Origin of the sequence: Maribacter sp., from assembly GCF_039974175.1 — a bacterium.
Classification (GTDB): Bacteria; Bacteroidota; Bacteroidia; order Flavobacteriales; family Flavobacteriaceae; genus Maribacter_C.
In genome coordinates this window covers 258,751-273,383 of record NZ_JBDWJN010000003.1, presented here as the reverse complement: position 1 = coordinate 273,383, position 14,633 = coordinate 258,751, and the positions used below count along the sequence as shown (strand labels likewise).

Genomic DNA, 14,633 nt, shown 5'->3' with positions numbered 1-14,633 from the left:
ACTAGCAACAGGTAATTTGAGTACGGTAGTTAAGCCAAATGTTCTTAGGTTTTTCCATCATAAGAATACAATGCAACAAGGCCAAAATTATTGCTCCAGGAATCACGTTAACTGCGATGAACTGAAGAAAACCATGTGCTTGAGATGTCGCTATGGTATCAACAAAAAGCAAGGTTCCTGTTGAGATATCCAAGCGTAAAGCCAAAACCAGGAGAATAGCTGAAAAATGGAAAGCATTGGCGAAAAGATGCACCATATATTCCCATTTGGGAAGTCCGCCCATAAAGCTTCTGCTTTCCTTTTCATGATAAGCATCTATAGCAAGCACTACACTATCAAAAACGGTAAGTGCAATTCCTGCTAAGAACAATGAAAAGTTAGTTTCATTGACGATCAATAACCAGACTATTAACGGAAATAAGATGGCCCGTATCGTATGGGTCTTATGCTCAAACATGCTTTCCGCTCTATCAAAGAGGCGGTATTTCCAGATGTGCAGGTAAAACCCATCATAGGTTGCCAATACCATGAATAGCAATAGACTAGCGGCGGCTAAATAATATAGAATATCCATATCGACCTGGTATTTGTGATTTAACAACAACCACTTCCGGGTGCACAACTGTTACTAGCTTCGTCACCAACGGCTACCGGAACCCCACATTCATCTTTTGCCTTACAATCGGTAAGTTCTACAGCTAATTTCATGATGATTTGGTCTGCACTTATGTCAAAGCCATGTACAGAAAGCTGCGCGGTATGAAAATTAGGGTTGCTGTACTCAAACTTTACCTCCACGTTCTTCTCCATGGGTTTTATGGCATCTACTTTGTTTAAAATACCCAAAGCTTTGTAAGAAGACATGTATTCACGTTTGTCTTTTTCTTTCGGACTTTCCCATAGTTGAATAATGGTTTCTTTCCAGAAGTCAGTTTTGGCACCACAATCTACAGCGTCAATAGTGATATTTTTAATTTCGGTAATGTGATAGTTAGCTCCTACGAAGTGTCCGTTACGATACTCAAAAAGTAGACTCTTATTCGGATGCTCTTTTAAAAGGGTTAAAAATTCGTTTGTTGTCATGGTTTCTAATTTTAGCAACAGTTAAATGTAGTTTTATCAAAAAAGGAGTTTAATAGATCTTGTATTTCCTTCCACTTTTCAAGGTTGATACAATAGCAAACACGCTTTCCATCGATTTCACCTGCTATCAAATCAATGCTTTTAAGCTCTTTCAAGTGTTGGGAGATGGTAGGTTGGGCCAAGCCGATTTCTTCTACAATATCATTGCAAATACACGCTTTTTGACCACTTATGTATTGCAATATGGCAATGCGTGCTGGGTTGGCTAATACTTTAAAGATGGTAGCCAATTCGTTTTGCTTGGTATTGAATATTTGTGTCTTGGTAATGCCCATTACATATTTGTATATTGCAATATTACGATAATAAAATGAAACAAAAAAGCCAAACCTCGAAAATTTGGCTTTTAAACTATTTTAGAACCAAGGTTTACTACCCGCTTGATAGGTATTGTAGAACTCTTCGTCAGTTTTAGTGAGGTACATTATACCCTCGACAACACCAACAATCCATGAAATCATGGAAGTAATTCCACAGGTGAAGAAACCCAATAGCCCTAACACTAACATAATGATCCCTTCTTTTTGATATCCTAGTATAAACTTATGTATTCCGAGTGAACCCAGAACGATAGCTAAGATACCTGCAAGCACTTTTTTATTCTCAGTCGATGAAGTATCAAATGCTTCTTTTGCACTTTCCGCAAATTCGTTCGCGGTCTTCTTGGCATCATCTGCAAAATCGCTGGCTGCTTCTTTGGCATCTTCAGCAAACTCCTTGGTGGCTTCTTTCGCGTCATCAAACTTCTCGCTAGCTTTTTCGCCTAATTCGCTCGCCTTATCTTTAGCGGCATCAAAAGCATCTTCTGCCTTATCGCCCAAATCTTTATTTTCTTCTGACATCGTATTGTTTTTTGGTTGTTAATACTACGGTTAAATGTAGCAAATATTTATATATCAGAGAAATGAGCGAAACCAAAAGCATTTTTAGCAAGCGAAGGGTACATTTGATATGTACTCCAACCTTTTCACATTAAATTCCTATTCGAGAAACGCCTTGTCAATAGGTTCCCACAGTTCTAGTTTGTTGCCTTCTGGATCTAAAATCCATCCGAATTTACCGTATTCGTATTCTTCTATTTCACCAACTACGGTAACGCCTTCTTCCTTCAAAGTTGCCAATAGTTCCACCAAGTTGTCTACCCTGAAATTCATCATGAATTGTTTCTGGCTTGGTTCGAAATATGTAGTGTTTGCATTCATTGGGCTCCATTGGGTTGAGCAATCATTTCCATCTTTGTCTTTCCACCAAAAGGTCCATCCATACTGATCAGTTGGAATTCCAAGTCGTTCTTTATACCATTTTTTCACTCCGTCTGGATCTTCACATTTAAAGAAAAATCCGCCTAAACCCGTTACTCTTTTCATAAACTCGTATTTTAGTTATATTCCCGCGAAGTCGGAAATCATTATGGTAGGTACCTTTTATTTCGTCTTCACATTCTTTTCATAAAGTGCTATCCAGTCATCAACGGTCATCTTTGTGCAAAGTTCTCCAATCAGTTCATAGGGAATGGTTTCCATCTTTTTAAATCGAACACAACTTTTTCCCATATCCAGTTTTGTTTTCACATACTTCGGATATTCACTTACAAACCAATCGTGTAGTTTCGAGTCGGCATAGATACCTGAATGATATAGAGCTACGAAATTCTTTTGTGAAGCAAGGTTCATAAAAGGCAAGGGAAGTTTTGGGTCGCAATGGTAACCATCAGGATATGTAGCGTGCGGTACTACCCAACCTAGCATACCATAGCTCATTTGTTCTTGAAAACCCTTCGGAAGGTTTTTTGAAATAACGTCCCTTAATTTAGCGATTACGGTTTGCCTTTCAGTGGGAAGTTGTTTAATGTATTCCTCTGGAGAATTCGCTTTGTATTGCATAAGCCTAGTTTTTACGTTGTAGAATCAGTGCAGAAAGCAATGAAATTATAAAACCTATCACAAAAACCATCATAGACATAATAAAAAAATGGATATACGGGTTTAAGAACATTTCTTTTTCAGATTGTAACTCAGCTTTTCGAATTTCAAATTCTTCAGAAGGTAGTGACTGTGCTTGCTCGAGCATACCCTCGTAGTACTCGGTCATGAAATCAGGATTTACAAACTTCACGTAAATGATATCTAATATACCAAAGGCTAAAGACACCATAAGACTAATTAGAATGCCTATTAACAGCGCCTTGGCAAAAGTTACCTTGCCGTTATTTTCCTTATCACGAAAGTGTTTAATACCAAAATACACAAAGAGAAGCGACACGACCATAGAGGAATAGCCAATGACCTCTCCGGTGGTGTTGTCAACAACATCAACCAATGACCAGGAAAGGAGCGATATTAAACAGATTGTGCCAATTCCATAAAGGCCGAAACGCAGTATTGTCTTTTTCATTATTTTAAATTTAAAGATTAGGTCCAAATATATTTTTGGTTATCAAAAACGGCTTCATACTAAAGTACCAAAATGACATTTCAGCTGTGGAAGTAACTGATAAATTTAAAGGATACGCATCTCCTTGGCTATTTGAACGGCTTGGGTACGCCTTTTGGCATCTAACTTGACAAGAATATTAGAAACGTGGGTTTTAATGGTGCTTTCAGATACAAAGAGTTTGTCACCAATTTCTTTGTTTGATAAGCCTAAGGAGATTTCTTTGAGCACTTCATATTCCCTTTTGCTCAAATCTAAAGCATCGATTTTTTCAAGGTCAATTTCGCTATCTGGTAACACATTTTTGTGAAGACTTCGTTTATTGAGATAGATTCCAATACTAAAAAAAATAATAGCGACTGCCGCCATTATAATTTCAATGTTCGAATCACCGCTGACCAGAGTGTATTTGCTTAGTTGAAAGAGTACTAGCAAGGCCAGAATTAGGAGCCCAAAAGTAAGAACGGTTTTTTTCACCTCATAAAGTTAGCAAAACTTTGCTTTGACCTTATCGACCACGGTTTGTGCCAGTTTTATTTTGCTTTCGACAGTCCAACCAGCTACATGAGGAGATAAAAGAACGTTTTTTGCGTCAATCAGGTATTGAAATGCTTCTGGCATTCGAGCTTCGGAGGACATATTTTCAAAAGACGATTTCTCATATTCGAGTACATCCAAGCCCGCACCCATAATTTTTCCTGATTTTAGCGCCGACACTAAGGCAGTAGTTTGAACACATTTGCCTCTGGCGGTATTAATAAGCCAAAAGGGCTTTTGAAAGGCATTTATAAAATCGGGGTTTATCATTCCTATGGTTAATTCAGTTTGAGGAACATGCAGGCTTAGCACATCAGCTCTTTGCTGAAGTTCTAAAATACCAACTTGTCTCGCATTTTCATCGCTTACCCCACCTTGTATATCATAGCAGATAGCTTCTGCAACATCAAAACCTTTCAGTTTTTTGGCGAAAGACTTACCCGTATTGCCATATCCAATAATTCCAACGACCTTACCTTCCAACTCGAGTCCGCGATTGTTTTCACGGTTCCATATTCCCGAACGCACCTCCTGATCGGCCGTATGTAATTTGTTGAAAAGGGCTAGTAACATCCCCAAGGCATGTTCCCCTACGGCATTTCGATTTCCTTCCGGGGCCGATGCCAAGAAAATACCTTTTGATTTGGCATAAGCGGTGTCTATATTTTCTAAGCCAGCACCCAACCTACCGATGAATTTGAGGTTGGTGGCTTTTTTGAGGAAGGCTTGGTCTAAGGAAAACCGACTGCGAATGATAATACCATCAAACTCCTGTATTTTATTGCGTATCTCTTCCTTAGATGATTTGTAATCCTCGACGTTCTGAAACCCAAGGGCTTCGAACTGTTCGATAAGTAAAGGATGATTTACATCGAGGTGTATTACTTTCATTATTGCAAATTAGATTTTAGGATAGTGGGTCTGTGTCATTTCATGCGCAACCTCACCGGTATGCGCGGTGTTTTGTTTTTCGAAAAGTAAAAGCTGTACTTCTTCTCCATCTTTGGTCGATGGGCAATGTTCTACTCCCTTGGGTACAACAATGATTTCACCTTCCTTAACTATTTCGGTACGGTCACGGAATTTCATGTAAAGTGTTCCTTTAAGAACTTGAAAAAGTTCATCTTCATTTTCGTGAGCATGCCAAACGAATTCTCCTTGAACTTTTGCAAGAATTACCTGCATATCATCAACAACAGCAATTTGATGAGGATGCCACTGTTTGGTGAAAAGGGAATGTTTCTCTTTTAAATTGATGGGTTTCATGTGGCCTTATGTATTACATTTTAGGAATTTATAAGTGCGTTTTTGGGTTAAATCTACTTAAAGATAACCAGTATTTGTCTTTGTAAATTTCAAAACGAATAGGAAGCTGAGATTTATAGTTGTCTTCAATGGCCGACAAAACCTTTGATGGTTTCCGAAAATCTTTGCAGGCAAAATAAATCTCTCGTTCATTATCAGCAGTTTGCCTTCCAATATTTAGATATCCGTCGGCATCTTTTAGTTCATTCATTATTTCTTCTTCGATTTGCTGACATAATTCATAGTCTATTTTGTTTGGCAAACCATTGTTGTTATTTCCTTTGTATGTTATGGTTAAACAGCTGAGCCAAGGGTGTGAAACTTTATCTTCCCATTCAAGTAGGGTAGTATTTATTATAGCGATCAAGGGACGGCCATTTGCTAAGGTGGCTTCCATACTTGAATAATTGTCATTCACAGTATCGTATCTAAAAGCTTCATATTTTTCAATGAACTCTTTTTGCCTCCAAATCAAGAAATCTTTCAATTTATTTATCGGAATAAGCTCTGAATTTATAGAGTCCTTGCCGAGTATTTCAATAGTATCAATGGTGGTAGCAAAATCAAGTTCACCTAGAAAATTATCGAGGAAAATGTAAATGCCATTTGTAAAGAAGTCACGATTTTCCTCATTAAAATCATCATAGTATATCGAAATATCAATATGGTCAGGATGTTCTTTTACATCTTTATGGGTAAAATTTAAGTTAGTACAGTTGAATTTAAACCCATTCATTTCAATACCAAAATCATCAATTTGAACAGCCGGTTTTAGGGCGGTAAACTCCCATCGGTCGATTTCAGGAGCGCTGGCAATTAATTCTTCGATAAAAACCATTGTTTTTATTTGCCCATCAGCAGTTACAATGAGCTCTGCAGTATGCTCATTTAGCATGCCTGTTAAAATCAAAAAACCTTTATTTATCTGCTGAAGTTTTGGCGAGACTTTATCGATAAAATTCTTCTCAATATTTTTATGCTGTTTTACCGTTTCGAAGAAGCTAGACTCACAGGTTTGAAACCAGTTCCAGAAATCCTCATAACTGGTTATTTTTTCTTCCTTTTTATTGAAAACCTTATCAAAAAAGCCCATTATTGTTAGTTGGTTTTAAGAAGTTATTGATTTAAATTGAGCCCTTGTTTTAATCTAGATTCCCAAAATAAGTTTTGCGATCCAGAAATAGATTAAAATGCCAAAAATATCATTGCTTGTGGTGATAAACGGCCCAGTGGCAATTGCCGGGTCAATGCCCCTTTTGTCAAGAAAAAGAGGAGTGAAAGTTCCTATAAAGCCAGCTACTATGATTACGGCAATTAATGATATTGAGATGGCAAGAGCCGTTAGAAAATCTCCTTTCCAAAACCAGGTAAAAAGTAGTAAAATAGCTGCTAATATGAGTCCGTTCAGTAGCGCTAAAAGCATTTCTTTGAGCAGTCGATTTCCAACGCTACCCTTCAGGTCATTATTGGCTAAACCTTGAACAATAATTGCGCTTGACTGTACCCCAACGTTACCTGCCATCGCGGCAATGAGGGGTGTAAAGAAAAATAGAATGGCGTGTTTTGAAATCATTTCTTCGAAACCTCCCATAATAGCAGCTGCTCCTAACCCACCAAAAAGCCCTAATATTAGCCAAGGCAGTCGTGCTCTGGTTAACTCCCAAACACCATCATCTGCTTCTACATCTTGTGAAATACCAGCCGCCAGTTGGTAATCTTTATCAGCTTCCTCTTTGATAACATCAACAATATCATCAATAGTGATCCTTCCGACCAAACGCCCTATCTCATCAACGACTGGAATAGCCTCTAGGTCATATTTAGACATGATTTTAGCCACCTCTTCGGGATCTTCATTTACATTGACTGCATCTACTTTGGGTATGTATACATCTTTGATGGGTGATGTAGTAGAAGTGGTCAATAGGTCCTTTAGCGATAAACGGCCAATCAACTTTTCTTCATCGTCAACCACATAAATAGAATGTACACGAGTAACATTTTCGGCCTGAGCCCGCATTTCTTTTACACAGGTAAGCACGTTCCAATTTTCCTTGACTTTTACTAGTTCTTTGGCCATCAACCCTCCTGCAGAGTTTTCATCATAACGGAGTAAGTCAACGATATCTTTCGCATGTTCCTTATCTTCAATTTCCGAGATAACTTCTTGAACGATTTCATCAGGTAGTTCGGCCACAATATCTGCAGCATCATCCGTATCAAGTTCCTCTAATTCCCCTGCAATTTCTTTTGTTGAAAGATTGCTGAGAATGGCTTCTCGCATATCTTCATCTAACTCGGTAAGTACATCTGAAGTCTTATCACTGTCAAGCAGTTTAATCAGATAGGTGGCTTCACCTTCTTTGAGTTCATTGATAATTTCAGCAACATCGGCATAGTGCACCTCTTCCAAAAGAGATTCTAGGGCAGCATCTTTTTGGTTCTCAATGAGCTGTTCGATATCAGCCAAAAGCTCGTCTGTGAGTTTAAAGGGTGTCATTTGCTATCTTCTGGGTCAAGGCTATAAAATCGGCTACCCCCAATTGTTCGGGGCGGCGGTCAAATATAGCATCTTCTTTGAGAATATCAGAAAGCCCAAAGGTTTTTAAACTGTTACGAATAGTCTTTCTACGTTGGTTAAAGGCAGCTTTCACCACTTTGAAAAAAAGCTTTTCATCACAGCCGAGCTCGAAATTGTCTTTTCGTTTTAGACGCAAAACCCCAGATTGTACTTTAGGTGGAGGGTCAAATACCTCGGGGTGTACCGTAAATAAATACTCCGCATCATAGAAAGCTTGTACTAGAACTGAGAGAATTCCATAGGTTTTATTCCCTTCTTTTTCACAGATACGGGCAGCAACTTCTTTTTGAAACATGCCGGTGAATTCTGGAATACGAGCTTTCCATTCCAGCATTTTGAAAACAATTTGCGTGGAAATATTGTACGGAAAGTTACCGGTAACTGCGAATTGTTCTTGGCCAAACAGTTTTGACAAATCGAATTTTAAAAAGTCTGCTTCGATAACTTTGAAGGAACCTACGTTCTGCAAAACTTCGGGGTTTTCTAAGGTAAAACTATGATTCAGATAAACGATGGATTCTGAATCTAAATCCATGGCCACCAATTCAATGTCATTCAGCAAAAGGTATTTCGTTAGAACCCCAGTTCCGGGGCCAATTTCTATAAGCTTGTCATACCCTTCAAAGGAAAGTGTTTCAGCAATTTGTTTCGCAATACTTTCATCTTTAAGAAAATGCTGCCCGAGATGCTTTTTGGCCTTTACAGGGGCATTATCTCGCTTCTTTTTGTCTTTCCAACTCTGAAAGGATTTCTTCTTTTTTTTGCCCATTTCAAAATACAGTCTAATATTCGCTAACAACTTCTAGTTCTGTTCGGAAAGCGACAAATTTACCTGCAAACAATTTGGTGATGTCTTGTCGTAATCGATCCGCATCTTCTATGTAGTAGCGCTCTAAAGTTGCCTTATCTGTGGTGGTGTATTGTACGGAATAGGTAATCCCACCCATTTCTTCATCCACCAATACTTTACACATCTTTGCATTTAGAAACTTACCGGTGGCCAGCACATCAGGAATGTGGGTTTCTTTCATCCAGGATAGCCATTGGTCATGAACAGCTTGCTCGATATTAATAGTAACGTTGTATATATACATGGGTTTTAAAGTTCAAGAGTTAAGCACAAGTATCGAGTTCAATCTGCCATTTGCGTTTGAACTTGATACTTGAACTTGGGTTTAGTTTATAGAATCTCCCCTAAGTCTTCTAAAGTATTGACGCGCTTGCGGAAAGTAATAACTGTCTTGATAATTGTAAATAATCTTTTCGTACTGCATTTTTGCCTTCTCGGGTTCGTTGAGGATATTTCGATAGAGTTCCCCCAATTGAAAATGAGCATCATCTGCAAGAATTCCAGAACCGTAGAATTCGATAATTTTACGATAGTTTAATGCCGCAGCTGTATAGTCTTTTATGCTTTCTAAGAGCTCACCCTGTTTTAAAAGTGCCTCATCTTCTATTTTTTCACCTTTATGATCAAGAAGAATACCATTTAATTCGGCAATGGCTTCTTGCGTTTTGTTTTGATACGCCAACAGATCGGCACGCGCATATTTTCGCAAAGCCGTCTGGGTAGAATCTTCCAATGAGTTATCAGAAATCAGTAAACTGAGTTGCATGGCATCGTTGGCAATCAATTGTGAGGTAGATCCTCGTAAAACTTTTAATTGTGTTAGGGCCCAATCGAAATCTCCCTTGTAAAAACTGGTTTGGGCAACTTTATATCTTGCATTTTGACCCAACACATCGTTCTTTAGCTTTTTTTGAATTTGTGAGAAGTAGATCAAAGCTTCGTTGAATTTTTTATCAAAAACCAAGATATCGCCCAAGGCTAATTTCACGTAAGCAGTACCGCGTTTATTTAGGGGAAGTTGCAAACTGTTTTTTAGAATTTCGATTGCTGCTTCTGGAAGATTTCTTTTAAATGTCAAGAAGTTAGCATAGGCAATCTGCAGTTGTAGCGTTTCACTCCTATACCCATGAATTTCAATAAGCCCGTCATACTGCTTTTGTATGCTATGCAATACGTTTTCATCAGCGTCTAGCAATTGAATATCAATGATATTTAATTGGGCATTGAGTTTGATTACTTCATCAGTGGTGTTCGCAATGATGTACTCGTAAATGTCTTTGGCTATTTCTGTTTCGGTATCTTCCATCGCCAGATCTCCCAAATTTTCGAGTCTTCGTATCGTAGCACCGTCCATACGTTTGTAAATGGCCTTTTCTTGACGGAAAGCACTACTATATTGCTTTTGCTGAACGAATAACCAACTTAGCAATTGATTCCACAATACATCTGGATCTTTTTGCGCATTTTGTAAAAGCACCGTCTTCAGTTTCAGGTTATTGTCGGCCTCAGGGTCTTCACTTATGAAATCATCAAAATTTCGCAATACATTCGACATCGATGATTTTCCTGCTCGGATAAGGGTCAGATAGGTTGAGAACATTTTGTCAATATTACCTTGCTCACCATATATTCGGGCTATCTGATAGTTGTAATCTAACTTTGGATTGAGCTCCATTGCTCTTGAATACGCCTTAATTGCATAGTCTAAAAGCGCATATTTTTGAAAACGAAATCCGATACCGTAGCCGTAATTCGGATTCTCATCTATTAGGGCAATTGCTTTGTCATAATATTCGCCAGCATTTTCTAAACTATTCTGTAACGTATAATTATACCCCAATTCAATATAGAATGTGGGGTAAGGTCTGCCCTTTTGCAACGCATTTAATAAGAATTTTTCTGCATCATCATAGCGCTCTAATTGCTGGTAACAGGCGACTAAACCTTCACTATAATCAGTTCTTCTTGGGTCTTTTTCTACTAATTTTTCATAAAAAACAACCGCTTTGTCATAATCACCATCCTCAAAATAGCGCTTTGCCAAAAAATCGTCTTGGGCAAATGCTATAAAAGATAGGAGAAAAAGAATGAAAAAGGGTAGTGCCTTCATACCAGAAATATAACAAATATACTTCAGCCCTAACAAAGAATCTGTTAAGGAGGATATAATTTGGAGGAAGTGTTTTTTGACTAATCGATTTTATCGAAACCACAATAAGGCACGAGAACTTGGGGAATTTGAATTTCATCGGCCGTTTGGTAGTTCTCTAAAATACCGGCCAAAACCCTAGGTAGTGCCAAGGCACTTCCGTTTAGCGTATGTGCTAGTTGACTTTTTCCGTTGTCATCTTTGTACCGTAATTTCAAGCGATTCGCTTGGTAGGTCTCAAAATTGGAAACCGAGCTGATTTCCAACCAACGATCTTGGGCCGTAGAAAAAACCTCAAAATCATAGGTTAAGGCAGAAGTGAAACCTAGGTCACCCCCACAAAGTCTTAAAATACGATAGGGTAATTTCAGTTCTCTAAGTATATTTTTTACATGCTCAACCATCGCATCTAAGGCTGCATACGAGTTATTAGGATGTTCAACACGAACAATTTCGACCTTATCGAATTGATGCAACCGGTTTAGGCCACGAACATGGGCACCATAACTTCCTGCTTCTCGTCGAAAACAAGGGGTGTAAGCGGTATAGCAAATCGGAAAATCTTTTTCATTTAGAATCTCATCGCGGAACAAATTCGTAATAGGAACTTCAGCTGTTGGAATCAAATACAAATCATCTCCGCCAACATGATACATTTGACCTTCTTTGTCTGGAAGTTGCCCGGTTCCATAACCAGATGTTTCATTTACCAAATGAGGTACCTGCATTTCGGTATACCCTGCGGCTGCATTTTTATCCAAGAAGTAAGAAATCAAAGCTCGTTGCAATCGAGCACCCTTGCCTTTATATACCGGAAAGCCTGCTCCAGTGATTTTAACGCCTAATTCAAAATCAATAATGTCATATTTTTTGGCCAGCTCCCAATGGGGAAGTGCATCAGATACCAGGTTGGGAATAGCCCCTTCTTTGAAAATTTCTTCGTTGTCATCGTCAGTATTTCCAGCAGGAACACTTTCATGGGGTACGTTCGGAAGCTGATATAATAATTCTTGAAGTGCTTCGGCAACCGTGTTTAATTCTTCTCCCAGCGTTTTTGCATCTTCTTTTAAAGCACCTGTTTTTTCCTTTAAAACGTTTGCCTCTTGAGTTTGGCCACTTTTAAAAAGCATTCCAATTTCTTTAGAAAGCTTGTTTGATTCTGCAAGAGTGTTGTCTAAGGCAGTTTGTGTTTTTCTTCGTTTTTCATCGAATTGAAGAATGTCATCTAAAAGAGAAGCTGCATTAATATTTCGCTTTAGCAAAGCGCTAACGATTTCATCTTTCTTTTCTCGGATGACCTGTAACTGTAACATGGTAATTTCTTTATAAGCTGCAAATTTAGGTTTAATCGGGCAATGTCACAATGGTAGCTCAATGCGATTTCGAAGGCAATATCCATTGATGGTGACCAAAATGGTTCCACGATTCATTGGCTAAGTCTACTTTGGGGTCTATAAAAGCACGGTAGGGTTTGCCATTAACACTTACTTTAGAGTTTAGGGCGTAAACAGATACCACCTCTCCTTTTTCGGCGTATTCCTTTTTCAAGCGCTGAGCAAATTGCCAGATGAAATCAGGATATGCTGCTATACGCCTTCCCTGTTTTCGGCTTAAGTAATCATCTAGATTTATGAAGGTAGATGCTTTGGTATCTGTATTGACAACCTTGAACTTTATCATTCCCGTTCTGCTGCGAAGCATCATACGCCAGCTCATACGATGCCCTTCTTCTGTCCACAGAACATCGTCTTTTATAAAATAATGACGTATCGGTAATACCAATTGAATTATAAAATAGATACCTACTAGAAACAAAGTCGTGTTTCTAGAGGAAGGTATTTCGATTTCACTTTCGGTGTACAATAACTTTTTTTTGAAAAAGATATTTTTAATGGTGTGGGTTTCAAAAAAGAAGACCGTAAAGGCAAGCGACAAATACGGAAAAATTCCAATCTGAAAAACTATTGAGTTGAAAAGATGAAAGAATATAGAAGCGGAAAAAGCAAGTTTCCTACTTCGTTTCCATAATAAGGCCGGTACAATCAGTAGGTCAAACAGAATACCAAAAACACCAACGATCTTATGAACCCACGGCTGTTGTAGCAAGTCTCCGATTACATAATACCCTGCCTTGTTAGACATTAAGATTTTGATGATACCAAAGTCAAGCCAGTCACCATACATTTTGGCTGCCGATGCGTAGGTATAGACTATGAACAATTGTAAAACTACGATCCATTTTACGTATGCAAACATATGTTCTTTTCGTAGTGATGGGTTCTTTTTTGCATCTAATGAATACCCTGCATTTGCCGGAAAGTAACACATCATTCCTGAAATTAATATCAGCAGGTAATAATGATTGTTATAGGATGTTTTTTGCATCAGATAAACGGCACTCCACAATAGGGTAAATGATATAATACTGAATCGATATTTATATCCTAAGGCGATGCTAACACCGAGCGTACCCATTATAAAAAAATAGAAATACATACCGTAATCGGGAAGTGGTTGCAGCCAATCGAATCCGATAAAATTAAAGGTAAATCTAGGTTCAATCAAAGTTTTCTTGACCCAGCCCGTAAGAATAGCTCCGTAACATTCCAATGCAATCAGAATGCCGAAGAAAATGCGAAAAATAAGTAAGGGCGAATTATCAATTTTCGTAAATAACAAACGACTTAGAGCGTTCATAACTTTGCAAGTATTGAAAGGGACATTTCTTTGTCTTTTGAAAGTTGTTCTTTGAGTGCATTGATAGACTCAAATTTATGCTCATCACGAATACGATCAATTATTTCAATCTGTAATTTTTGATCGTAGAGATCTTGGTCAAGATCAAAGAAATTTATCTCTATTGTTTTCTCTGTTCCAGAAACTGTGGGGTTAAATCCAATATTCATCATTCCAAAAGTAAGTTTGCCTTTTACATGGCTTTGCACTACATAAACTCCATTTTTTGGAATTAATTTATAGACTTCTTCAACCTGTAAATTTGCAGTTGGAAAATTCAGCTGCCTGCCTAAGCCTTTTCCTTTTTTAACCGTACCTGTTAGCATGTACCTATAGCCCAAATAGGTATTTGCTGTTTGTATATCTCCCTCTTCAAGGGCTTTTCTAATTTTTGTGCTACTGACCGACACGTCATCGATTTCCTGAGCCGTTATTTCTTCTACTTCGAAATCGAAAGTGCTGCTAAAAGTGATGAGGTCATTTATATTGGCAGTGCGATTTCTACCAAAACGATGGTCGTAACCAATGATTATCTTTTTAATTTGCAGTTCATTCACTAGTAAATCGCGAACAAACTCCGTAGCCGAAAGTCGAGAAAAATCAGCAGTAAACGGATGAATGATCAAAAAATCCAGTCCAAGTTCCTTGAGAATTTTTGTTTTCTCCTCGATGGTATTGATTAATTTGATGTCGGTATCCTTTTGAAGTACCATTCTAGGATGTGGGAAAAAAGTGAGTACTACCGATTTTAGGTTGGAATCTTTTGCATTTTTTATTAGTCGTTCGAGTATTTTTCGATGGCCTATGTGCACACCGTCAAAAGTGCCTATGGTAATGACAGTCGAGTGTTCTTTGTCGTATTCTTTGATGCTTTGGACAGTTACCACGAAAAATAGAAA

General features: G+C 38.2%; 18 protein-coding genes. All 18 read right to left on the bottom strand.

Annotated features, from left to right (window positions below):
• Position 1: 1 nt before the first annotated feature.
• The 18 genes from ABJN95_RS02270 to ABJN95_RS02185 all read right to left on the bottom strand — a co-directional run bounded on the left by ABJN95_RS02270 (position 2) and on the right by ABJN95_RS02185 (position 14,621).
• Positions 2-574, bottom strand: a complete 573-nt coding sequence (locus ABJN95_RS02270; RefSeq protein WP_348368366.1) for a hypothetical protein — start codon at positions 572-574, stop codon at positions 2-4.
• 20 nt (positions 575-594) lie between these two features.
• Positions 595-1,083, bottom strand: coding sequence for a DUF6428 family protein (locus tag ABJN95_RS02265; RefSeq protein ID WP_348368365.1), 489 nt, complete (start codon positions 1,081-1,083; stop codon positions 595-597).
• 11 nt (positions 1,084-1,094) lie between these two features.
• Entirely contained in the window at positions 1,095-1,418 is a 324-nt protein-coding gene (locus ABJN95_RS02260) for a metalloregulator ArsR/SmtB family transcription factor (RefSeq protein ID WP_348368364.1), read from the bottom strand.
• Between the two features lie 81 nt (positions 1,419-1,499).
• Positions 1,500-1,985, bottom strand: a complete 486-nt coding sequence (locus ABJN95_RS02255; protein WP_348368363.1) for an NINE protein — start codon at positions 1,983-1,985, stop codon at positions 1,500-1,502.
• Between the two features lie 138 nt (positions 1,986-2,123).
• Entirely contained in the window at positions 2,124-2,510 is a 387-nt protein-coding gene (locus tag ABJN95_RS02250) for a VOC family protein (protein WP_348368362.1), read from the bottom strand.
• A 57-nt stretch (positions 2,511-2,567) separates the two neighbouring features.
• Complete coding sequence (locus ABJN95_RS02245; RefSeq protein ID WP_348368361.1) at positions 2,568-3,026, bottom strand: DUF1801 domain-containing protein; 459 nt, start codon at positions 3,024-3,026, stop codon at positions 2,568-2,570.
• A 4-nt stretch (positions 3,027-3,030) separates the two neighbouring features.
• Positions 3,031-3,537, bottom strand: coding sequence for a DUF4199 domain-containing protein (locus ABJN95_RS02240; RefSeq protein WP_348368360.1), 507 nt, complete (start codon positions 3,535-3,537; stop codon positions 3,031-3,033).
• A gap of 105 nt (positions 3,538-3,642) precedes the next feature.
• Complete coding sequence (locus ABJN95_RS02235; protein ID WP_348368359.1) at positions 3,643-4,053, bottom strand: response regulator transcription factor; 411 nt, start codon at positions 4,051-4,053, stop codon at positions 3,643-3,645.
• A 9-nt stretch (positions 4,054-4,062) separates the two neighbouring features.
• Entirely contained in the window at positions 4,063-5,004 is a 942-nt protein-coding gene (locus ABJN95_RS02230) for a 2-hydroxyacid dehydrogenase (protein ID WP_348368358.1), read from the bottom strand.
• 9 nt (positions 5,005-5,013) lie between these two features.
• Complete coding sequence (locus tag ABJN95_RS02225; protein WP_348368357.1) at positions 5,014-5,379, bottom strand: cupin domain-containing protein; 366 nt, start codon at positions 5,377-5,379, stop codon at positions 5,014-5,016.
• Positions 5,380-5,407: 28 nt separating this feature from the next.
• The gene (locus ABJN95_RS02220) at positions 5,408-6,511 is read right to left on the bottom strand and encodes a DUF695 domain-containing protein (protein WP_348368356.1); all 1,104 of its coding nucleotides are present in this window, start codon (positions 6,509-6,511) and stop codon (positions 5,408-5,410) included.
• Positions 6,512-6,565: 54 nt separating this feature from the next.
• Positions 6,566-7,918 (bottom strand): magnesium transporter, encoded by a 1,353-nt coding sequence (gene mgtE, locus ABJN95_RS02215; protein ID WP_348368355.1) that lies wholly within the window; start codon positions 7,916-7,918, stop codon positions 6,566-6,568.
• On the bottom strand, positions 7,905-8,768 hold the full coding sequence (gene rsmA, locus ABJN95_RS02210) for a 16S rRNA (adenine(1518)-N(6)/adenine(1519)-N(6))-dimethyltransferase RsmA (RefSeq protein WP_348368354.1): 864 nt from the start codon (positions 8,766-8,768) through the stop codon (positions 7,905-7,907). Before rsmA ends, mgtE begins: the two co-directional genes overlap by 14 nt.
• Positions 8,769-8,781: 13 nt before the next feature.
• Complete coding sequence (locus ABJN95_RS02205) at positions 8,782-9,093, bottom strand: DUF4286 family protein (RefSeq protein ID WP_348368353.1); 312 nt, start codon at positions 9,091-9,093, stop codon at positions 8,782-8,784.
• 81 nt (positions 9,094-9,174) lie between these two features.
• The gene (locus ABJN95_RS02200; protein WP_348368352.1) at positions 9,175-10,959 is read right to left on the bottom strand and encodes a tetratricopeptide repeat protein; all 1,785 of its coding nucleotides are present in this window, start codon (positions 10,957-10,959) and stop codon (positions 9,175-9,177) included.
• A gap of 80 nt (positions 10,960-11,039) precedes the next feature.
• Positions 11,040-12,311, bottom strand: coding sequence for a serine--tRNA ligase (gene serS, locus ABJN95_RS02195; protein ID WP_348368351.1), 1,272 nt, complete (start codon positions 12,309-12,311; stop codon positions 11,040-11,042).
• 58 nt (positions 12,312-12,369) lie between these two features.
• Positions 12,370-13,695, bottom strand: a complete 1,326-nt coding sequence (locus ABJN95_RS02190; RefSeq protein ID WP_348368350.1) for an HTTM domain-containing protein — start codon at positions 13,693-13,695, stop codon at positions 12,370-12,372.
• Positions 13,692-14,621 (bottom strand): bifunctional riboflavin kinase/FAD synthetase, encoded by a 930-nt coding sequence (locus tag ABJN95_RS02185; protein WP_348368349.1) that lies wholly within the window; start codon positions 14,619-14,621, stop codon positions 13,692-13,694. The genes ABJN95_RS02190 and ABJN95_RS02185 overlap by 4 nt, the downstream gene beginning before the upstream one ends.
• Positions 14,622-14,633: the final 12 nt, after the last annotated feature.